Genomic DNA, 22,571 nt, shown 5'->3' on the forward strand with positions numbered 1-22,571 from the left:
GAGAGGAACGCTCATGTTGATAGGTATGTTTCCCGGCCAGGGATCCCAGTTCCCTGGTATGGGGCGGGAGTTGTTCGCCCGCTATGCGCTGGAATGCGAAATCGCCGACGACATTCTCGGTTACTCGATTACCGCCCTGTGCAACGGTGAAGATTCCCTGCGCATGAACTCGACGGCTTACACCCAGCCGGCGATTTTTTTCGTCAGTTGCCTGGCCTGGCTTGAACGTCAACAGCAAGTCGGTGATCTGCCGCAACTGCTTATTGGCCACAGTCTCGGCTTGTATGCCGCGCTGTTCGGAGCCGGGGCTTTTGACCTGGCGACCGGCCTGCGGCTGGTGGCCAAGCGGGGCGAGTTGATGGCAGCGGTGCAGGGTGGGGCAATGGCAGCGATTATTGGCGAGAGCGTTGAACGGTTGCCCGAGTTGCTGCTTGAACATCAGTTTCATCAAATTGATATCGCCAATTACAACAACCCAGTGCAGGCAGTGATCAGTGGCAAGTCCGAGGATATCGACGCGGCTTGCAAAGCGCTGGAACAGCACGGCCTGCGTTGTGTGCGGCTTCCTGTCAGCGGGGCTTTTCATTCCCGCTATATGGAACCGGCCCGGCTGAGCTATGTCGCGTTTCTGCAACAACAGACCCTGGGGTCACCCGGCACGCAGGTTATTTCCAGCACCAGTGGCGAACGTCTAGGGGAGGCTCACTTGCTGGAAGAAATGGGCTTGCAACTTATTCGTCCGGTGCGATGGACCCAAAGCATCCGGGCCTTGTGTTCACGTTTTGACGAGATTGCTTTCGAGGAAGTCGGACCGGGCCAGGTTTTGACCCGCCTTAACGCCCAATTACTCGCGCACAACTGAGGTGCGCTTACCGACACGGACGAGGTCGATATGAAACGCGAAAGGATTGCAATTATTGGCGGCGGGGCAGCGGGTACGACAGCCGCCTGGCAGTTGCACACACTGCACGATGTCACACTGTTCGAGGCCGGACCACGCTTGGGCGGACATGCCTATACCCACCATTTCAGTGTGGGTGAGGACACGCTTCACGTGGACATGGGAGTGGAGTATTTCAACGAGCGCCTGGCCCCTAACCTGTTTGCGATGTTGCAGCAGTTGGGCATCGATACCTACATCGCTCCGATGTCGTTTCGCGCGGCATTTCCTGGGGCTGACAATGCCTGGAGCAATCTCCACGGCCAGGGGCGACTGCGGGGTGAACTGGCCGATGAGATCGACCGTTTTCATCTGGACATGACCCAGGTGCTCAGTGGCGGTGATCCGCGTTACAAGAAACTCAACATTGGCGAATTCCTGAGTGAGCGCAACTACTCGGAAGCGTTCACGCAGCAGGCGTTGCTGCCTTTGTTGACGACGTTTTCCGGGTGCAATGCGCCTTCGCTGGAATACACACTCATGTACGTGGCGATCTCGTTCAACATGAGTCTGTTGTCGTTTTTTACGCCGGGTGTCTGGCGTAAAGCCAAAGGTGGCATCGATGGTTACTTGCTGCTGCTCGGCGAGTTACTGGGCGCGCGAGTGCGCCTTGCCTGCCCAATACGACAAGTGCGCAAAGACGCCACTCGCGGCTGGTTGGTCGAGACCGCACAGGGTGACATTGAACAGTTCGACAGTGTGGTATTTGCCACGCACGCCGATGTCACCCTCCAGTTGCTTGAAGCGCCGACCGCCGAGCAACGGGACATTCTTTCGCGTTTCGACTACGTCCCGACTCACAGTGTGCTGCACACCGATGAACAGGTGCTGGTCGAAGGCGGGCACGGTGAGTACTGCGAGTTTTCCCGACCTTCAGGCCTCGAGGGCACGGGGCATGGGCAACTGACACGAATCAACAATGCCCTGGCGCCCTATGCCCATGTGCGTAAACCGGTGCTGGTGACATTCGATCCCAAACAGACGATCGCCCCTGGGCGGCAGGTTCATGAACAGCACTGGAAGTTGCCGAAGCTACGTCCGATCGACTTCTACCAGAAGTCGCGCTATCGACGCATTCAAGGGCTCGGAAAGCTCTGGTATTGCGGCACCGACACTTCACTGACCGGCCACGAAGGGGCCGTGGTGTCGGGTATGGTCATTGCCCACCGATTGGGTGCCGACCATCCCTATGCCGACAACAACCTGGCTGCCATTCAATTCAATGTCATCAAGGACCTGATGGGGGTACACCGACCCTCCGAACGCTTCAAGGCGATATTGGGCAACTTGCTGTTCGCTGCCGCCAAAGGCACCTCGCTGCACAAGAGCCAGTCTCATAAGTTCATTAAGGACGTCATCGTTTAACGCGCCCCAGGCGCTTGGCGAACACATCATCTGACAGGGAGTTTCATTATGTTGATCAAGGCCGACAACGTATGCGTGGTTATTTTCAATATGCAGCTGGAAATGATTCCGTTGCTTCATGAAGGCACGCAAGTGCTGAACAATTGCTGCTGGCTCGCCGATGTGGCACAGACCCTCGACGTACCAACGCTGATTATCGAACACAGCAAGCTCGGCGCCTCTTCCCAGGCATTGAAGGAGGTGGCGGGTACCGCTTCTTACCTCGAAAAGACCTGGTTCGACTGCAGTTCGCATGACTCGATTGCCCATCCGCTTGAGGCCACCGGTCGGCGGCAGGTGCTGCTGGCGGGGGCAGAGTCACATGTGTGCCTGCTGCAGTCGGCACTGGGGCTGCGTGAACTGGGTTATGAGGTCAGCGTGATGGCGGATGCGTGCAGCGCTCGTAATCTTTTCGATCACCAGCACGCGCTGACCAATCTGGCGCAGGCAGGCATACGCGTACTGACTCGGGAAATGTTTTTCTTCGAATGCATACGCCACTCCACGCGCCCCGATTACATCGATCTGGCGATGAAGTACCTGGACGGGCGGTACATCCGCTAAGCGATCAAAGGGCCTGCCCGCACGCCTGCTTCGATGCTTACCCGAGAGATTTTTTGATATGGATATTTTCAAGCGTCATTTCGTCCCGACACCGATGGCTTCCGGTTCGGATCCAGAGTTGAGCAGCGTCCTGTTGACTGACAGTGATGAGTTTGCACGCTGGGGCGGCACCGCTGGGCTGGTTGTCATTCAGACGGACGTCGAGCGTCTGGCCGTGCCGGATGAAATGGAAAAACTCCTGTCGCGCCTCGACGCGAGCCGTGCTCATACCGTCCTTTGTGCATTGTCTGGCGAACGCCCGCCAGCGGTTGAGCAATACCCTACGGTCAGTCAATGTGCGCAGGTTTTTCTGGCGCTACTCAAGGGCCTGATCAGCCAGTCCAGAGCCGTCGCACTGGTGGGGCTGCGCCGTCGCGACGCCCTGGCGGCCAGTGTGCTCGATGGCCTGGGGTTGTCCGCGTGCCAGGAAACGACCCGCCTGCGTTATGCCTCGCTGATCGTTGAGGGTGCGTTGACGTCGACGTTGACCCAGGCGATTGCCACAGCGTTGGACCAACCTGGCGTACGGCATCGTTTTGACGGGCAGACCCTGGCGCGTGAGCAACTTGAGCCAGTGGGCAATCGTGTCGAGTCGAGTCCGGGATCCACCTTGCGACACAACGGTTGTTACGTGGTCACGGGTGGCGGTGGTGGTGTCGGGCGGCTGCTCTGCCGGTGGCTGGCCCGTGAGTACCAGGCCAAGGTCTGTGTGGTCGGACGTTCCTCGGTGGATGACGAACGACGCGCCATGCTCCTGGCGCACGGAGTGACCTCTTATGTGCAGGCCGATGTGGCGGACCAGCAGTCACTGGCGGGGGCACTGAATCATTTCAAGGATCGTTATGGCGCCATCGACGGGGTTTTTCACCTGGCAGGTACGACGGCCGATCGCTTGCTGATCAACAAAAACAGTGCCGATGTCGAGCGGGTGCTGCTGCCCAAGATTGCCGGCAGCTTGAATCTTTGGGCACTGGACTCACTGATACAGCCAGGCTTTGTATGCCACTTCAGTTCCCTCAGTGGGCTGGTGGGCAATGTCGGTCAGGCCGACTACGCCGCTGCGAATGGTTTTATCGATGAGCTGACCGATTTTGTCAGTCGTCAGGCGCCAGCCGGTCGCGCTCGCTGGCAGTCGATTAACTGGGGATTGTGGGCGTCCGAGGGCATGCAGATGGCTGAAGGGAGCAGTGAGTTATTGCCCCTGTCGGATGAGCAGGGTTTGGCGGCATTGCGCACCATCCTCGACCAGACCGCGCCGCGTCTGGTGGCCTTCGCAGGTAGCCGCGCAGTACTAGGCCCACTGAATCCCTCCAGTAGCGGGAAAGATGTAACAGATGCGGCAGCAGCCGTGAGCTTGCCATCCCTGAGCCCGGTCAGTGAGTGGATTGGTTCACTGGTTTATACCTACAGCGGCTTACGCGATGTAGCGCATGACGCATCGCTGGTGGCGATGGGCGTGACGTCTTCGGCGCTGATCAGCATTGTCTCGGCCCTGGAGCATCGACTGAACGGCACCGGTGTCTCGGTCTCCCTGAGCAAGGCGCTGATTTTCGATTACTCATCAGTGACGGCGTTGAGTGAGTATTTGCTTGGCTCCCAGCCCCAAGCGCTCGCCGCGGCATTTGCCAGTGAAGGGGGTGGGCCGACCAAGCCCTTGCTGGCCATCGAGACGATTACGTCCACGCCTGGCGCACACATCAACCTTGAGGACCGCCTGACGCAGTGGGTGCAAGAGGTGGTTCGGCGCTTCAGCGGAATAACCGATCCGTCGGTACACGACAATCTGCTTGAGCGTGGCCTGGATTCGGTGGCCAGTATCAACATTGCCACCGAACTGGCGCGACGTTTGTCGACCCAAACCCCGGTCAGCATCAGCAAGACGCTGTTGTTTGAATACTCGAGCATCAATCAGATTGTGCGTTTCCTGATAGATCGTTATGAAGCGCAGATTGTCGCCGTGCTGGACACTGTTGAGGCGCAGATGGCGCCGGGGATCAACTCGGCAGTCGTGACGGCAACGGTGGCGGTGAGCCCGGAGGTTGATGTCGCCCCTGGTCTCGGTGCTCACTATCGGCCGGACGACATCGCGATTGTCGGCGTGGCTGGCGAGTTTCCCGGGGCGGATAACCTGGCCCAGTTGTGGACGTTGCTTGAGTCCGGGTCCGAGGCGATCAGCGTCATCCCCGCGCAACGCTGGGACTGGCAGCTCGATTACTCAGCCGACCCAAAACAACCGGGCGCCAGCTATGGCCGTCATGGCGGTTTTTTGCGGCGGGCCAAGCAGTTTGATCCAGCCTTTTTTTCCATCACCCCGGTCGAGGCGACGCGTCTTGACCCACAGGAACGGCGTTTGCTGGAAATCGCCTACCACGCCCTGGAAGACTCGGGACATTTTGCCGATCCGCAGGAGGATACTGGGGTCTTCACCGCTGCGATGTTCGGTCATTATCAAAACCTGAACGCTGCCAACACGGTGACCAGCAGTTCATTTGCATCGATTGCCAACCGCATTTCGTACACCTTTAATCTCCAAGGCCCGAGCCTGTGTGTCGACACCATGTGTTCGGGGTCGCTGACCGCCCTGCATCTGGCGATCAACAGTCTGCGTAGCGGGGAATGCACCCAAGCCCTGGTCGGTGCGGTCAACATCATGCCTCACCCGGGCAAGTTCAAATTGCTGTCGGCAGGGCGTTTCCTGAGCCCCAGCGGACGGTGCCACAGCTTTGGTATCGAAGCCGACGGTTATGTTCCGGGAGAGGGGGCCATCGCCCTGATGCTCAAGCCGCTGGCCAAGGCGCAAGCCAATGGGGACCGGATACACGGGGTCATTCGTGCCTCTGCGCTCAATAGTGGCGGGCGCTCGAGCGGTTTTACCGTGCCCTCGGCAAGAGCCCAGGAGAAGGTCATTCGCCAAGCGTTAAGCAAGGCCGGTGTGGACGCCAACCAGATCGATTATGTGGAAGCCCACGGTACCGGCACTCGACTGGGCGATCCGATCGAGATCAATGCACTGAACGCGGCCTATGGCACTCGTCAGGGTGAGCGACGCTGCATCGGCTCGATCAAGAGCAATATCGGACACCTTGAATCGGCTGCGGGGCTGGCTGGCCTTGTCAAAATCTTGCTGCAGTTCCAGCACCAGAAGCGAGTGCCGACGCTCAACTGTGAAATCGAAAACCCCTGGTTGAACCTGGCCGACACTGATTTCCGCTTGCCACGCGACACCGAATCCTGGACCGCTGACACGCCGCTGCTGGCTGGACTCAGTTCGTTCGGTGCCGGGGGCTCCAATGCGCATGTCATCGTTCAGCAGTACACTGATGCGTCGCTCGGGCCTGCGTCACAGGTGGAATATTTGTTGCCTGTTTCGGCGCGCACACCCTTGGCGTTGAAGGCTCGGATCAACGATTTGATCGTCTGGATCGACAAGCATCCACAGGTCAGCCTTGCCGCGATTGCGTATACCTTGGGCGTCGCACGTGAACACTTTGTCCACCGTGTTTGTTTCGTTGGCGATAACCTGGCTCGCTTCAAGCAACAGTTGCAGGATGCCGCGGCTGGCGTGCCCGACGTCGTGGATCAATCGCGGTCTACCCTGCTGTCCCTTCAAGCGTCTTACCTGGCGGGGGAAGCACTGAATTTCGCGGCGATGCATGACAGCCGTAGGCTGGTGTCGTTGCCACATTATCCATTCGAAGAACAAACGTATTGGGACGAAGAGCTCGTTCCCTCCGGGCCGACGGGCGCTGCCTCGCTCAAGCCTGTGGAGGAAGGCGCTTCGGCGTTGACGAAGGCCTCGGTGCCCGTGTGTTTTCAAACCGTTTGGGAATCCCGGCCCGTTCAGGCATCGGGTGCGAGAGGTCAGGATGCCATTGTCTTTTGCAATCCGTCACAGGCTCGGGCGTTGATCGACCAACCGCATATTGTGGTGGTCACGCTCGGTGACAGCCTGCGTCTGGACGATCATTTCGCCCAAGTGCGCAGTGATTCGATCGACGATTGCCGGCAAGTTTTGCAACGCTATGCCTCAGGTGAGGTGGCGCAGCGACCGTGGCTGATCAATCTGGTGCAAAGTTCGGGCGAGGACATGCAGGCCGCATGGGCGTGTTGGCAGTTCACGCTAGCCAAGGCGATCATTGCCGCCGGCGCCCGTTATCGGATGGCCTTTGTCCACGAAGAAGGGCTGGAGGTCTGGCCAACGCCCGCAGCGGGGGCCGTGAGCCGATTGTTCCGCGTGCTGCAAATGGAACAGCCCGAATTCGAATTGGTGTCGATGACTGTCTCATCGCACGACTTCGAGCGTGTGCCTGAGCTGTTGCTGTCAGCGCTGGATGAGCTAGCTAATGCCTCTGACGGCTTTAGTGTCAGTCGGCATGTGGCCGGTGAGCGCTGGCAGGCTCGCTTGCGTGAAGTTCATTGGCCCGTAGCGACTGGCAGCCGTTTTCGCCACAAGGGCGTCTACCTGATAACCGGGGGGATGGGCCTGATCGGGCTGGCGGTTGCCGCACGCTTGATCAGCCAGTTCGATGCGAGGGTCGTGTTGGTCGGTCGGAGCCCAGCGGGGGAAGCGATCCGACACAAGCTTGCCGGGTTGGCCGCGCCGGCAAACGTCGATTACATCAGCGCTGACATAGGCGATAGCGCCGTAGTGGTTGAACTGGTCAAGACGGTAATTGCCAGGCATGGCGCGTTGCACGGTGTGTTGCATGCTGCCGGTATCACCCGGGATGGACTGTTGCGCAATAAACAACTGGCGGACTTCCAGGAGGTGATAGCGGTAAAACTCAACGGCGCTCGCCATCTCGATAGCGCAACCGCTGATGTAGCGTTGGATTTCTTCGTGTTGTTTTCATCGGTGTCCGGGTTGTTCGGCAATATCGGCCAGGCTGATTACTCCGTGGCCAACTATTATCTGGACCTGTTTGCCGGCGGTCGTCAGCGGCAAGTTGCCCGTGGTCATCGTCGTGGGCTGAGTCTGTCGGTGAACTGGCCTTTGTGGCTTGAGGAACAAGATACCTACCCACAGGGTCGAGTTGCCCTGAGTCGCTATTTGCAGGACAACTACGGCATGCAAGCGCTGACCCCCGCCGCAGGCGTCGACCTGTTGGTGAGGTTGATCGATGGGGTGGACTCGAGCATGACTCAGATTGCCCCGTTCGTTGGCGACGGCGAGAAAATCCGTCGCAGTGTTGCTCCTGAAGGATTGCGCAGCAGCGCAGCGCTGGCGCCTGACGCAGTGGCCATCGCTGAAACCAGCAGGGGATCGGCGACACCGGAGCAACTGAAGCTTCGGCTCAAAGCGCTTTTGAGCGCGTTGACCGGTTTGCTGCCTGAAAACATCGATGATCGTTGCAGTTTTGGTGACCTGGGTTTGAACTCGGTCATGTTGCAACAGTTAGCGCAAGATATTGAGGAACAGTTCAAGGTGCCGATGGCCCCCAATACGCTGTTCACGTACAACTCAGTCGTGCAGTTGATTGATTACCTTCGTGAACGGGGGGCGCAGTCTGCGGCCCCCATCAAAGCGCAAGGTCCAGACGCACGTTCGTCGTCGATACCGATGGCAACGCTGGCCATCGATCCAGACGTCGATGACCAACGGATTGCGATCATCGGAATGGACGGTCGCTTGCCCGGCGGCCAGGATCTGGCCGGATTCTGGGAAGGGCTGTTAGCCAATCGCAGTGCGATCAAAGCGGTGGACCGCTGGCCTGACAAGGCCTGCCATGCCGGGATTATTCCCGAGATCGGGCACTTTGATGCACGTTTTTTCGGGATATCGGCGCGCGAGGCGATGCTGATGGACCCACAACACCGACTGTTTTTGCAAGCGTGCTACAACACGTTGCTCGATGCAGGTTACACGCCGTCCTCGCTCAAGCGCGTGGGGGTTTTCGCTGGCGTTCAGTTCAGCGATTACCAGACACTACTCCAGCGTTCCGGACAGAGTTTTCATCCCTTCGCCGCCACCGGTAATGCCCATGCGATGCTGGCTAATCGGGTGTCCTACCTGTTCGATTTCGAAGGCCCGAGCCAGTCTATCGATACCGCCTGTTCGAGTGCACTGGTGGCGGTGAACCGTGCCGTCATTTCGCTGCAACGGGGGGAGTGCGACTACGCGCTGGCCGGTGCGGTCAGTTTATTGATAGACAGCGACATGACCGAAGCGGCGCAAAGCATGGGCGTGCTATCGCCGAACTTTCGTTGTGCCACGTTCGATAGCGAAGCCGATGGCTACGTTCGTGCGGAGGGGGTTGGCAGCCTGTTGCTCAAGCGACTTGTCGATGCTCGCCGCGACGGAGACAGCATTCATGCGGTGATCGAGGCCGCCGAGGAGAATCACGGAGGGCGGGCCAACTCGCTGACGGCACCCAACCCCAAGGCGCAGCAACGTCTGTTGCTTGCCGCCTACTCGCCATCGCTGGCAGCCCGAGTCAGTTACATCGAAACTCACGGAACGGGGACGCGCTTGGGCGATCCTGTGGAAATCGATGCTTTGAAGGGCGCCTGGCACACGCTGGTACCCGGCCAGAAGCACCCGGTTTTGCTGGGCTCGGTCAAAACCAATGTCGGGCATCTAGAACCGGCCGCCGCGATTGCGTCACTGTTCAAGGTGATTCTGGCATTCAAGAACCGGTTGCTGCCTGCCAACCTTCATTTGCGCACGCTCAACCCTTACATCGATTTCGAAGGCTCGCCGTTCAAGGTGCTGGATCGCAATATACCTTGGGAGGGGCACGATCGCGTCGCCGGAATCAGCTCGTTCGGTTTCGGCGGGACCAATGCTCATGTTGTCCTATCTGAACCACCGGCGCTCGCCGCACGGGCGTCGTCGATACACGGGGATCATTTGATCGTGTTGTCTGCCCGCAGCCGTGACTCACTGCTGGCAATGAAGCAGGCCTTGCTTGTTCACCTTGATTCGCCACAGGGCCGATCACAGTCTTTGGCTGACATCGCGTTTACCCTTGGGGCCGGACGCGAGCATTTTGAATATCGCCTGGCTTGGAGCGTTCGAACCGTTGATGCGTTGTTGCATGCATTGCGCGCGGAACAGACTCCGGATGTACACCACGTTGAGCGAGGCACCGAAGCGCCCGAAGTCGACGGGCAATGGCATGACCTGCGCGAACAGTATTTGCACGGGGGGGAGGTCCAATGGCCGACCTTGTACCCGCAGGCGGGCAGGCTCCATTTACCAGGTTATGCCTTCGATACGCGCCGGTATTGGTTTGACGATGGATCACAGGTTCAGCCGGGCAATCGCTGAAATCACAGGAGCAGAGCATGCACACGGACGAGACACACAACATGACAGCACACCTGAAATCGCAATCGGCCGAAAAAGTGGTGATTGTGGGGGCAGCCTGCCGTTTGCCTGGCAGCGATTCGCTGTCGACCTATTGGCGGAACCTGATGGCCGGTCAGCGTTGCGTTGCCCCGGTCACGCGATGGGAGTCTCTGCGCGAAACGGCGGTCCATGGCGGCCTGCTGGAGCATGTGGACGAGTTTGATGCGGGGTTTTTCCGTATCTCGCCCAACGAAGCGCGCTGCATGGACCCGCAACAACGATTGTTGATGGAAACCGTGCAACATCTAATGGATAACTGCGGCGTGCCGGTCCAGACCTTGCGCGACTTGCAGTGCGGGGTGTTTTGCACCGGCCTGCCCGGAGACTACAAGTTTCTGCTGGCGCAGGAGCCTGAATCAGCTTTCAGCAGCCACAGCTTTCTTGGCAACGCCACGTCGTCGTTGGCGGGAAGAGTGTCTTATTTCTACGATTTCCATGGCCCCTCGGTGAGCCTTGATACCGCTTGCTCATCGTCATTGACAGCCTTGCAGATTGCCGTTTCACAACTACGTGCAGGTGAATGTGAATCTGCACTGGTGGCTGGGGTCTCGGTGTTTGCCACCCCGGAGGTTTTCGAGTTTGCCCAGCGCTCGAACATGTTGTCGGCGCGGGGGCACTGCGACGCCTTCGGTGACGAAGCCGACGGTTTCGTCCCGTCCGAGGGCGTGGCGGCAATTATGTTGATGAGCGCCAGCAAAGCCCGGGAACTCGGGTTGGATGTGCTGGCAAGCATCGAAGCGATCAGCCTGAATCATGACGGCATGAGCAATGGCATGATGGCGCCCAACAGTCAGGCTCAAGCGGCGCTGATCGCCAGTTCCTACGAGCGTTGTGGCATTGAGGTGGGGCGCATCGGCTACGTCGAGGCCCACGGAACTGGCACGCGCTTGGGGGATTCGATTGAGGTGGCGGGGCTGGTCAACGGCTTTCGAGCTCAGGCACAACCTTACGATACTTATCTGGGCGCCTCGAAAAGCGTAATTGGCCACACACTGGTGTGTTCCGGGTTGGCCAGTTTGATCAAAACACTGCTGATCTTTCGTCATAGCACCATTCCGGGCCAGCCTCTAGCGCGTTCCCTCAATACCGCTCTGGATCTTGATCGGTTCAAGGTCAGCGAGCAGGCAGTTCCCTGGCCGTCCGACAAGGCGTATGCCTGTGTCAGTGCCTTTGGATTTACCGGTAGCAATGCTCACCTCGTGCTCGGCAAGCCGGAGCCGCGCAAGATTGACCCGCAGAATAGCCCAGGCCCCTGGGCTTTTCTGATCAGCGCTCAATCCAGCCCCAGCCTTTATGAGCGTATCCGCCAGGTACTGGGCGTTCTCGATGGACTGCCGGACGATCAATTGGCGGCGCTCAGTGTGGCACTTGGCAAAGGGAGCCAGCCGTATCGTCTGCGTCTGGCTGTCACGGCTTCGACTCGTTTGTCTTTGGTGACGCAATTGCAGCAATGGCTAGCAACACCGACAGAGCAGCTCGGCGTAGGCTGCTCAAAGGTCGAGGTTTTGCCCGACACCGTGCTTGCCGAACGCTTGCAGCGATGGTTGGCAGGTATCGACCTGCCGCTGTACGACATCGGGCACGCGGCCCGATACCCGCGAATTGAACTGCCAGGTTACCCGTTTGATCGCAAGCCCTACTGGGTGGGAACTGAACTGATCGTTGCTCAGGCACCCGTTGCTGCATCGAGCCCGCGACGTAGCAGTGTTCTGGACACGCTGAAAAGTGATCTGGCGCGATTGCTCGGTTTCGAGCAGGCCGATATTGATACCAGCCGTTCGCTACGTGATTACGGCGTCGATTCGATTTCGTTGATTGAACTGTTGAGCCAATTGGGTGCAGGCGCCAGTCGGATGCAGCCTCATGATGTCTTTGACTTTGCGTCCATCGTCGCTCTAGCCCAGGCACTCGAGGAGTTACAGCCCGTTTCGTCTGCCGCTTCCAGGGAGGATGCCGTCACGTCGGTCAGCCGGTCGCCAATGACCTGGACACAAATCGGGCAAGGACGCGCTATCGTGCTGCTGCCACCGTTGAACATGAGCGCGCAGGCCTGGATGCAACAAGTCAATGTCCTGAGGCGCCAAGGTTTCGCCCTGCATATCCCGTCGTATCCCGGTCATCAGGGCACCCCGCTTGATGAGGGGCGCTTTAGCCTTGAAGGGCTGGTGCTGGAGATCGAGGCCTATATCAATGAACAGCTCGAGGGCCATCCTGTTCCCGTGGTGGGCTGGTCGTTGGGGGGGTGTCTCGCATTGGCGCTGTGCCGCCGAGCCCCGGCAATGGTCGAGTCGATGATCCTGATCAGTACCGCCGCATGTTTTGGCGATGATATCTTCGGTAAAACCATCGAGTTGAACGCTGAACTGCAAGCCCATGCCGATTACCTGGATATCTTGCTCGAACCTCGGCAGAGCATCGCAGAGCAAGTCGGGGCAGGGGCGTCGATGAGCGCGTTGAGCCGTTATTACCAGATGCTCGGGCAACTGGATTTCAGTGCGCAACTTCCCGGCATTGCTGTACGGACGTTGATTGTTCATGGTCAGCAGGATGTAGTCATCGGCGGGGCGGATGTGACGCTGTTACAGCGCCTGCCCAACGCCCGACTGGAAGTGTTTGCCGATCAGGGACATTTCATTCCGTTGACCGCTGCGCGGCGCTTCAATGAACTGATGCTCGACTTCGTACAGGCTCGGCAACCTTGAGTAACCCGACCTGTACCCAACAGGACTTGGGCCAATGCGCACTGGACGGGTTCCTTACCGATATCAAGTCGCTAGACATGGGCCTGGCGGCAGTCACGGCGGTGTCGGGGCGCTTCAACCTGGAGCGCTTTGATCCTGGTTTGTACCCCCGTGCGGGTGTCGACTGTCCGCCAGCTATTGTCCGGGCGGTGCCAAGCCGTCAGGCCGAATACCTGGCGGGGCGCTGGTTGAGCCGACAGTTGTGCACCAAGCGCAATCTCGCGCCGGTGCAGGTCCATTCGGGAGCACATCGCCAGCCGATATGGCCGAGTGGTTGGGTCGGCTCCATCAGCCACACATCAACTATCGCCCTCAGTTGCTTAGCCCAGTCTTGCGAGGTCGGACTGCTGGGCCTGGACCTTGAGAACTGGCTGGCACCAGAGGTCGCCGTTAAGATCAGCGACACCATCGTCGACCGCCAGGAAGCCCGTTACCTTGGAATGTTGGGGCCTTGTGAGCAGATGTTGACCCTGGCTTTTTCAGCCAAGGAAAGTCTGTTCAAGGCCGTTTTTCCGCAGGTTGGCCGTTATTTTGATTTCGATGCTGCGCGCCTGGTCGAGGTCCATCTGCCCTCGGGATGTCTGGTGTTGAGGGTGATGCAAGATCTCTCGACGTCGATCAGGGCCGGCATGCTGTTTGAAGGTTATTTTCAAATGTGGGCGGGCGCCGTGTTCACGGTCATTGCACATCCGCCGGGTGCTCTTGCGCGCCATCAGGGAGAGGTTCCGTGCCTATCGGGCCGGTTGTTTAAGGAAGCGTCATGACTCAACGGTTACTTCAACTTGATCAAGTGTCGTACAACCTGCCCGATGGGCGCGTTCTGTTCGATCACTTGAATCACACCTTCAACTCCAGGGCCACCGGCATCGTCGGTGCCAATGGCTGTGGCAAGTCCTTGCTTGGCGGCCTCCTGGCGGGTGAACAACGCCCCAGCAGCGGCATCGTCCGCCGCGAAGGTCAGGTATACACCGTGGCGCAGTTATTGGAGCCCGAGCGCTATCCCACCGTTGCCGCGTTGGCAGGTGTCGATCTTATTTTGGCGGCGCTGGATCGCATTGCCCAGGGTAGCGTTGACGATGAGGACCATGCGCTGGCGGTCGATCAATGGGATTGCGCCACACGCCTTGAGGCGGAGCTGGAGAAGATCGGCCTGGGCCATTTGAATGCCGACTCGCACACCGACGTCCTCAGTGGGGGCGAGCGGCAACGGGTCGCGCTGCTGGGGGCGTGGTTGTCTCGGGCCGACTGGCTCATTCTGGATGAGCCCAGCAACCACCTGGATATTGATCAGCAGCATAAGCTCGCGCAGCAGATCGATCGCTGGTCCAACGGTCTGGTGTTGATCAGTCACGACCGCGGCCTTTTGGAACACATGAGCGAAATCGTCGAGCTTTCACCTTTGGGGCTGGCGGTTTATGGCGGCAACTACAGTCAGTATGCAGCGGCACGCGAGCAAGAACAGCAGTCGTTTCAGTCGGCATTGCAAGGTGAGCGGGCGCAGGCCAAGCGCGAGCAACGTGAGATGGCTGTGCAGATGGAGCGTCAGCAACGGCGTAATGCGCGTGGTGACCGTCAGGCCCGCGACGGCAATCAAACCAAACTGATCACCAATGCGCAGAAAGAGCGCAGTGAAAACAGTCAGGGAAAATTGCGCCTCAATCAACAGGTGGCCCGGGAGCAGCAACAACAACGTATCGCCGAGGCCCGTGCGCGGTGTGCGCCGGACATTCAACGCATGATGCTGTCTCCGGAAAGTGTAGTGCCTAATGGCAAGCTGATTGTGCAGCTCAACGACGTCATTCTCCCGTTCGGTTACGCGGCGCCGGTCAATCTGACGCTGACGGGGCCTATGCGCATGGCAATCCTGGGCGCCAACGGCAGCGGCAAGTCGACCCTGTTGCGAGTGATCGCCGGCCAACTGCCGGTGCGCGAAGGCGAACTCATCCGCAGTTGCCATGTCGGCTGGCTGGATCAACACGCCGGATTACAGCACCCCGAACGTACGGCGGTGCAATGGCTCTATGAGAGCAATCCGGAGTTGCCCGAAGCCGAGGCGCGAACGCGGTTGGCGCAGATGGGTATTGATGCGGATCGAGCGACGCTCAACACCTGTCAGTTGAGTGGTGGCGAACGCCTGAAAATAGCCTTGGCGGCGCAGTTGTATGCACAGCGGCCACCGCAGTTACTGTTGCTCGACGAGCCGGACAACCATTTGGATTTGCCCAGTAAAGTGGCGCTGGAGCAGATGCTCAATCAGTACCGGGGCGCATTGATCGTCGTTTCTCACGACAACGCTTTTTTACAGGCCATTCATCTGGATGCCGAGTTTCATCTGAGCAGTCAGAGACCGTCATGAGGGGGGCGATGGGGAGGGAGTTAACTGGCAAGCCCCCTCGCCACAGGCAAGCCACATCAACACAAAAGTCCTTTCACCAGAAGGATTGGTGATTATTTGGGGTAAAGCGGCGGAAGGCCACTGTCACCCACCGGGTCCTGAACCCGCTCGGCAATCGGGATCGCCTTGATTGCCCGCCACAATTCTTCGCCTTGCCAGTGCTGGCCGGTTTCGCTGTAGAGCGCGCCGTTCAAGCCGTCCAGCGCGTCGGACAATGGCACGAAGCGGGCGGCCATGTCGGCCAGGGTTTCCGGTTGTTGCCGGGCCCAGGCGTCGAGGGCCTGGCGGGTGGCGTGGGAGTCGTTGGCCTGACAGGCGCGTTTGAGGTCGTCGAGGACGGTGCGCGGGCTCGGGCCGGTCTGCGCGGCACGCAGGATTGCAGGTTGCCAGCGGGCGCGCCACCAGAGGCCAAAGCCCAGCAACGTGGTACAGGCCAGAATCAACGTGCTGAGTTTCCACTTCCACAGGGTTTCGCTGTCGACGCCGACATTCACCTGCGCGGTATTCGTTGGTGTATCAACCACCATGCTCGGATTGCTCGCCACTTGCAGGGGTCGGGCCGGCAGGCTGCTGTGCTCCAGGTGATCTTCGAAGGTGTTCCACCAGACCACTTCCACCGCGGGTAATTCGATTGCGCCACTGCGGCCTGGCACCAACGCTTCGCGATCTTCACGACTACCAATCAAGCCGCGCTCGGTGCTTTGGTTGCTCAGCACCGGTTGATCCGGGTAGCGCCGCAGGCCGTTGACGTCGGTGGCGGGCAGCGGCGGCAGTTGTGAGCTGGCCAGGCCTTCGGCCTTCAAGGTCAGGCTGCGGGTCAGCGAGTCACCCACCTGCGCGTGGTCCGGCTCCGGGTTCCAGCTTTCGCTCAGGCTCAGGCTACGGGCCGGCAGCCATGGCAGGTCGGCAGGGTAAGTAATGGGTTTGGCCTTGACCGTCAGCAGAATCGGGGAGGAGCTGACTCGCATCAGTTTTCCGGATTTCGGCACTTGGGTTGCGGCGTCCTGGGCGGGCTGCGCGTCCACGAGCGTTGCACTGAATAGCTGCGCCGGAATGGTCAGTTCGCCGCTGTGTTGCGGGTAGATCGCATAGCGCATTTCGATCACGCCATGACGCAAATTGTTGATGACTTTCTCGTACGTGCGCGACTCGCCCAGTTGTTCGATACGCGCATCGGGAATCTGCAACGGGGTCAGGCTGCTGTCGTCGTACAGCGACACCGAATGGTAGATGCGCAACGTCAGGATGGCCTGGGCCTGCACGTACACACTGGTCTGGTCGAGGCTGGCGTCGATGAACACCGGGGCCAGTTTGTTCGTGGTGTCCTGGGTTTCGCTCTCGACCACTTGCACGGTGATCGGCTGGCTCTGCACCTCGCCCAGCTGCAGCGATGGAATCGTCACGCTGCCGTTTTCCTTCGGCAGCAGGGTGATGATCCAGCGCGTGGTGGCGCGATTGTCACCGTTGAGGGTGGTCAGTTGGTTGACCTGGCGGGTGCCACGCACTTCGAACAGCGGTTCCAGCGGCGCCAGGTCAGGCTTGCCGAACTGCGTCACGTCGTTGGATTCCAAGGTCAGTTCGACCGTCTCACCGGAACTCAGGCGACTGCGATCCACACTGGCGACCAGCGCCGCTGCCTGGGCCTGAACGGTGCAGAACAGCAGGGCGAGCATGAAAAGGGTGAAGCGGGTCATCGAGTTTTTTCCTGATCCTGATGTTGTTGCTGTTCGTACCAGAATTTGCGCCTGAGCAGTTCACCCGGGTCATCCGGGATCTTGCGCAGCCATTGCTCCAGCGCCTGACGCTGTTCGCCATCGATATTGTCGCTGGCCGGACGCAGCGGTGGCGTGGTGGTTTGCTCATCGCCCAGTTCACTGCCCGGGACTTCATTGGTGCCCGGTTTCGGCGGTGTTGTGGCCTGCTGCCCGGCGTCCGGCGTGGCCTGCTCGGCGTCGGATTTCGGGTGGTCATTGTCCGCCGGTTGCGTGGCGGCACCCGGTGGCGGTTCCTGCGCGCTGGTCTCGGCGTCGTCATCGGCGGATTTCTGCGGCTCAACCGGTGGCGGTGCGTTTTTCTGCTTGAGCAGATTTTCTACCAGTGTCTTGTTGGTCTGTGCCGGGCGCAAATCCGGTTGCCGCTCCAGTGCCTGATCGTAAGCATCGAGCGCCGCTTCCAGCTCACCGCTTTTGGCCAGGGCGTTGCCACGATTGTAGTGGGCGTGGGCGTCATTGCCCTCGGCGAACCGCTGGGCGGCGCCGCTGTAGTCGCCGGCCTCGTAGAGCGCCACGCCTTGCCACTGCGCATCTTCAAAATGCTGCGAAGCCTTGGCCGGATGGCCTTGCCTGAGTAAATGCAGGCCCCGTTGATCGGGGCGCAGCCACAAGTCTTCGAAGTCGAAGGCATAGCTCGGTTGCGGCAGCAGAAACAGTAAAGGCAGGCAGAACAACCAGCCACGGCGACCGGCGCACGCCGCCAGTAGCAACAACGGCAGCAGCAACCAGTAACCCTGATCGGCCCAGGTGTCCAGGCGCAAGGTCTGGCCGTCGTTGCGCAGCGTACGTGGACCGTCGAGCAGGCCGAGCCCACGCAAGTCGGTATCGCCCAGACGCGCCGGGCGATAGCGTCCGCCGAGTTCATTGGCAAAGGCTTTCAGGCTCGGACTGTCCAGGCGTGCCACCAGAATCGCGCCTTGATCGTCCTTGAGGAAACTGCCGTCCTCCTGTGCGACCGGCGCACCTTCGGCAGTGCCGATTCCGAGCATCAGAAACTGCGTCGATTTTCTGTCCAGCGCCTGGCGAATGCCTTCGCGTTCCAGCTCTGTAAGGGTTGAACCGATCAACAGGATCCGGCCGTCACCCAAAGCGCCCTGATTCAGCAGGGCCAGGGCCTTGGTCACCGCAAGATCGGCGCGATGACCGGCCTCGGGCATCAGCGAAGGTTTGAGCGCGTCCAGAAGATTGCGGCTGGTCGACAGGTCATCCGACAGGGGCACCAAGGTGTGGGCACTGCCAGCGTAGACGACGATTGCAGTCTGGGCGTCGCTACGGATTTGCAGCAGGTCCAACAGTTTGCGTCGGGCCTGTTCGAGTCGGTTCGGCGCGACGTCGGTGGCGAGCATTTCCGGGGTCAGCTCAAGCACGACCACCAGCGGGTCGGCGGGTTTCTGGCTGATTTGTTCGACGCGCTCCCAACTCGGCCCCAACAAGGCCAGGACGGTCAGCACCCACGCCACGCCGAGGACGACCCACGGCAGCTTGCTGTCGCGACCGTTTCCACCGCTCAACAAGGCGGCGTGAAAGGCCGGTGGCAGGATCATCTGCCAGCGCCCAGCGCGTTTTTGCCGGTGCCAGAGTTGCCAGAGCAGCCAGCCCAGCAACGGCAACAACAGCAGCCACCAGGGGCGGAACCAGTACGGCCACAGCGCACTCATCGGCGCCTCCGCAGACGCAGGCGTTTGAGCCGCTGGCGCCAGTCAGGCAGTTGCGTTTGCAAAAACAGATCCTTGGTGAACAGCCGTTGTAGCGCGTTGTCCGGCCAACGCTCGCGCACCACCAGCAACATGCTCAGCAGCAGCGCCATCGCCACAGGCCAGTGATACAACGCCTGCGCCGGGCGGGCCTGGGTCGGTTGCTGAGTCACCGGCTCCAGTTTGTCGAGGGTGTCCTTGATCGTCTGCAGCTCTTTGCCATCGTGGGCGCGGAAGTACTGACCGCCAGTGGCTTGGGCGATGGCTTTCAAGGCCGGTTCGTCGAGGTCCAGGCTCGGATTGATCCCAAGGAAGCCCAAGGTGCCACTTTGCTCCGGGTCGGCGCCGATGCCGATCGAGTAGATTTTCACGCCTTCTTTCGCCGCCAGTCGCGCCGCCGTGAGCGGGTCGATTTCGCCGCCGTTATTGGCGCCGTCGGTGACCAGAATCAGTACGCGGCTCTGGGTCGGACGCATACGCAGCCGTTTGAGGGCCAGGCCGATCGCATCGCCAATGGCGGTATTTTTGCCGGCGATGCCGATTCGCGCTTCGTCGAGCCACACGCGCACGGTGTGTCGGTCGAACGTCAATGGTGCTTGCAGGTAAGCCTGGCTGCCGAACAGGATCAGGCCGACGCGATCACCGTCGCGACGTTCAAGGAAATCACCGAGCAAATGCTGAACGAGCGACAGTCGGCTGATGTCTTCGTCCTGCCACTGCATGTCGGGGAAATCCATGGAGCCGGACACGTCCACCGCCACCAAAAGATCGCGACCACTGGCAGCGATCGGCAGTGGTTCACCCAGCCATTGCGGGCGCGCCGCGGCTATCAGCAACAACAGCCATAACAGAATGAACGGCGCTTGCTGGCGCCAGGCCGGCAGGTTGGCCCGGGCACGGCGGCGGGCCAGGCCTTCGAGGTCATTGAGGAAGCTGACTTTGAGCGCCGGTTCGCCACTGTCGGCCACCGGCAGCAGGATGCGCATCAACCAGGGCAGCGGCAGCAGGGCAAAGATCCACGGCCAGGCGAACTCAAACATGTTTGCGAATCCAGGTGTCGACGGCCTGGGTGAGGCCGGCGATGGCCTTGTCGTCGAGTTTGCATTCAGGTTTGTAGGCGCCTTCGACCAGCACCATCCAGCGGGTCAGGCCGGCGGCCGGGCAGCGGTTGTCGAGGAACGCCAGCCATTTGCGCCCGTTGAGGGTATGGCTCTGGCTGTAGGGGTAATGGTTGCGGCACAGGCGCTTGAGCAAGCCGTTGAGTTGCTGCAACCAGGCGCCGGCCGGTGCGCCGTCGTAGGGTTTTGGCAACCGCGCCAGTTCGGCGAGTGCGGCGATACGCACCGGGTCCAGCGGTTGTTCGGCGCGCACGATCGGGCGTTTGTTCGGAATGAATCGCCGCGCCTTCCACAGCCCGAAACCGATCAGCGGCAGCAACAACACCAACAGCCACCAGCCGGGCGCGGGTGGCCAGAACTCGATGGGAGGCGGGGAGATCAGCGGTTGCAGTTGATCGAGGCTGCTCATCGACCTTTCCCCGGTTTCTGTGGGTTCAGGTACTCGCGCAGTTGCTCGACCATCTCGCTTTGGGTGCTCAAGGGCATCAGCAATACGCGCAGCTTTTGCGCGAGCAGTTCCCAGCGGGCGATGCGCGCTTCGGCCTGGGCGCGGTAAGTCTGGCGCAGGTCGAAATTGAGCGTGTCGAGTTCCAGTTGCGCACCACGTTCGGCAAAACGTAGAAGCCCGGCGGCGGGCAGGGCGTGGTCCAGCGGGTCGGACAGCGGCAGCAGCAACAGATCGCAATGGCGCGACAACAGGCTCAACTGCTGTTCGGAACCTTCGGTCAATGCGCGTTCGTCACAGATCACGATCACCAGACTGCCGGGGCGCAGCACTTCCCGTGCACGCCGCAACGCCAGGTTGAGGGAGTCGCGGTTTTGCTCGCTTTCGGTGTGCAGCGACTGATTGACCCGTACCAGACGGTTAAGCAGTTGCAGCAGGCTTTGTTTGCTGCGCCGGGGTTTGATCTCGTAATGCTCGTTGTCGCCGAACACCAGCCCGCCAACCCGATCGTTATGGCCGAGTGCTGCCCAGCCAATCAGGCTTGCAGCCTGGGCGGCGAGTACCGATTTGAACATGAGTCCAGAGCCGAAAAACAGCCGACGGCTTTGCTCGACCATGATGAAAATCGGTCGCTCGCGTTCTTCGTGAAACAGCTTGGTGTGGGGTTCCTGGGTGCGGGCGGTGACGCGCCAGTCGATGCTTCGCACGTCATCGCCGGCCTGATAGACCCGCACCTGATCGAAGTCCACGCCGCGCCCGCGTAGCTTGGAGTGGTGCAGGCCGATCAGCGGACTGCGCTGGCTCGGCGTGGAAAACAGCTGCACTTCGCGCACGCGATGGCGCATCTCGATCAGCTCGGCGAGGCTGACACGGATGCCCGGTTCGGGTGGCAGGATGGCGTTCATCGGGGTCAAGCGACGGCTACGACGTCGAGAATCCGCTGGACCACTCGGTCCTGGTCGATGCCCGCGGCTTCGGCTTCAAAGGAAAGAATGATGCGGTGACGCAGCACATCGAACAGCACCGCTTGAATGTCTTCCGGGCTGACAAAGTCGCGACCGGCCAGCCAGGCGTGGGCCCGGGCGCAGCGGTCGAGGGCAATCGAGCCGCGCGGGCTGGCGCCGTAGGCGATCCACTCGGCCATCTCCGGGTCGAATTTGGCCGGGGTGCGCGTGGCCATGACCAGTTGCACCAGGTATTCCTCCACGGCGTCGGCCATGTACAAACCGAGGATTTCCTTGCGCGCGGCAAAGATCGCCTGCTGACTGACCCGGCGCTCGGGTTTGGTTTCGCCGTTCAACGCTTCGCCACGGGCCTGTTGCAGGATCCGACGTTCGACGGCGGCGTCAGGGAAGCCAATTTTTACGTGCATCAGAAAGCGGTCGAGCTGCGCTTCGGGCAGCGGATAGGTGCCTTCCTGCTCGATCGGGTTTTGCGTGGCCATCACCAGAAACAGCGGCGACAGCTCGTAAGTACTGCGCCCGACGCTGACCTGGCGTTCGCCCATGGCTTCGAGCAGGGCGGACTGAACCTTGGCCGGGGCGCGGTTGATTTCGTCCGCCAGCACCAGGTTGTGGAAGATCGGGCCTTGCTGGAACACGAAGCTGCCGGTTTCCGGGCGATAGATTTCCGTGCCGGTGATGTCGGCTGGCAGCAGGTCGGGGGTGAACTGGATGCGATGGAACTGGGCTTCGATGCCTTCGGCGAGTTCTTTGATGGCCTTGGTTTTGGCAAGCCCCGGGGCGCCCTCGACCAGCATGTGGCCGTCGGCGAGCAAGGCGATGAGCAAGCGCTCGATGAGTTTTTCCTGGCCGAGAATCTGCGTTGAAAGAAAGGTTCGCAGCGCTAGCAGCGCTTCACGATGTTCCATCGATGACTGTTCCTGGAAAGGGTGACCGAAGACGTTCGAATAACGCCAGGGCTGGGGGCGTTACTTTAATCCATCGCGGGGGGCGGCGACTAACGGCATTTTGTGCAAAGTGTGGGAAATGGTTGGGGAAATTGTTGGAGATTTGTAGTGGCTGGGTCTTGCGGTGTGCTTTCGTACGCCTTCGCGGGCAAGCCTCGCTCCTACAGGTATTGAGTCGTACGCATTATCTGCGGACGCT

Annotated in this window: 13 protein-coding genes; 7 read left to right on the top strand and 6 right to left on the bottom strand. The window is 60.2% G+C overall.

Annotated elements, in window-relative coordinates:
* The first annotated feature begins 13 nt into the window (after nt 1-13).
* From ACYZTM_RS28685 to ACYZTM_RS28715, 7 genes are read left to right on the top strand one after another with little or no spacing between them, the layout of a single operon-like run.
* Nucleotides 14-862: an ACP S-malonyltransferase gene (locus tag ACYZTM_RS28685; protein WP_461986003.1), complete on the top strand. Its 849-nt coding sequence runs from the start codon at nt 14-16 to the stop codon at nt 860-862.
* Between the two features lie 30 nt (nt 863-892).
* A complete protein-coding gene (locus ACYZTM_RS28690) occupies nt 893-2,305 on the top strand; it encodes an FAD-dependent oxidoreductase (RefSeq protein ID WP_461986005.1) in 1,413 nt (470 codons plus the stop codon).
* Between the two features lie 48 nt (nt 2,306-2,353).
* On the top strand, nt 2,354-2,908 hold the full coding sequence (locus tag ACYZTM_RS28695; RefSeq protein ID WP_461986007.1) for an isochorismatase family protein: 555 nt from the start codon (nt 2,354-2,356) through the stop codon (nt 2,906-2,908).
* Between the two features lie 58 nt (nt 2,909-2,966).
* Complete coding sequence (locus ACYZTM_RS28700) at nt 2,967-10,217, top strand: SDR family NAD(P)-dependent oxidoreductase (RefSeq protein WP_461986009.1); 7,251 nt, start codon at nt 2,967-2,969, stop codon at nt 10,215-10,217.
* 41 nt (nt 10,218-10,258) lie between these two features.
* Nucleotides 10,259-13,000, top strand: coding sequence for an alpha/beta fold hydrolase (locus tag ACYZTM_RS28705; protein WP_461986011.1), 2,742 nt, complete (start codon nt 10,259-10,261; stop codon nt 12,998-13,000).
* Nucleotides 12,997-13,803, top strand: a complete 807-nt coding sequence (locus tag ACYZTM_RS28710; RefSeq protein WP_461986013.1) for a 4'-phosphopantetheinyl transferase family protein — start codon at nt 12,997-12,999, stop codon at nt 13,801-13,803. The genes ACYZTM_RS28705 and ACYZTM_RS28710 overlap by 4 nt, the downstream gene beginning before the upstream one ends.
* Entirely contained in the window at nt 13,800-15,395 is a 1,596-nt protein-coding gene (locus tag ACYZTM_RS28715; protein WP_461986015.1) for an ATP-binding cassette domain-containing protein, read from the top strand. Before ACYZTM_RS28710 ends, ACYZTM_RS28715 begins: the two co-directional genes overlap by 4 nt.
* Nucleotides 15,396-15,487: 92 nt before the next feature.
* On the opposite strand, the gene ACYZTM_RS28720 is transcribed toward ACYZTM_RS28715, so the two are convergent.
* From ACYZTM_RS28720 to ACYZTM_RS28745, 6 genes are read right to left on the bottom strand one after another with little or no spacing between them, the layout of a single operon-like run.
* Nucleotides 15,488-17,128, bottom strand: a complete 1,641-nt coding sequence (locus tag ACYZTM_RS28720) for a BatD family protein (protein WP_461986017.1) — start codon at nt 17,126-17,128, stop codon at nt 15,488-15,490.
* Nucleotides 17,125-18,864, bottom strand: a complete 1,740-nt coding sequence (locus ACYZTM_RS28725; protein ID WP_461986019.1) for a vWA domain-containing protein — start codon at nt 18,862-18,864, stop codon at nt 17,125-17,127. Before ACYZTM_RS28725 ends, ACYZTM_RS28720 begins: the two co-directional genes overlap by 4 nt.
* Nucleotides 18,861-19,940, bottom strand: a complete 1,080-nt coding sequence (locus ACYZTM_RS28730; RefSeq protein WP_461986021.1) for a vWA domain-containing protein — start codon at nt 19,938-19,940, stop codon at nt 18,861-18,863. Before ACYZTM_RS28730 ends, ACYZTM_RS28725 begins: the two co-directional genes overlap by 4 nt.
* On the bottom strand, nt 19,933-20,427 hold the full coding sequence (locus ACYZTM_RS28735) for a DUF4381 domain-containing protein (protein ID WP_131062882.1): 495 nt from the start codon (nt 20,425-20,427) through the stop codon (nt 19,933-19,935). Before ACYZTM_RS28735 ends, ACYZTM_RS28730 begins: the two co-directional genes overlap by 8 nt.
* The gene (locus tag ACYZTM_RS28740; protein WP_461986024.1) at nt 20,424-21,368 is read right to left on the bottom strand and encodes a DUF58 domain-containing protein; all 945 of its coding nucleotides are present in this window, start codon (nt 21,366-21,368) and stop codon (nt 20,424-20,426) included. The genes ACYZTM_RS28735 and ACYZTM_RS28740 overlap by 4 nt, the downstream gene beginning before the upstream one ends.
* Before the next feature lie 5 nt (nt 21,369-21,373).
* Complete coding sequence (locus ACYZTM_RS28745) at nt 21,374-22,333, bottom strand: AAA family ATPase (RefSeq protein ID WP_008150800.1); 960 nt, start codon at nt 22,331-22,333, stop codon at nt 21,374-21,376.
* Nucleotides 22,334-22,571: the final 238 nt, after the last annotated feature.

This window comes from Pseudomonas sp. MDT2-39-1, assembly GCF_054898085.1.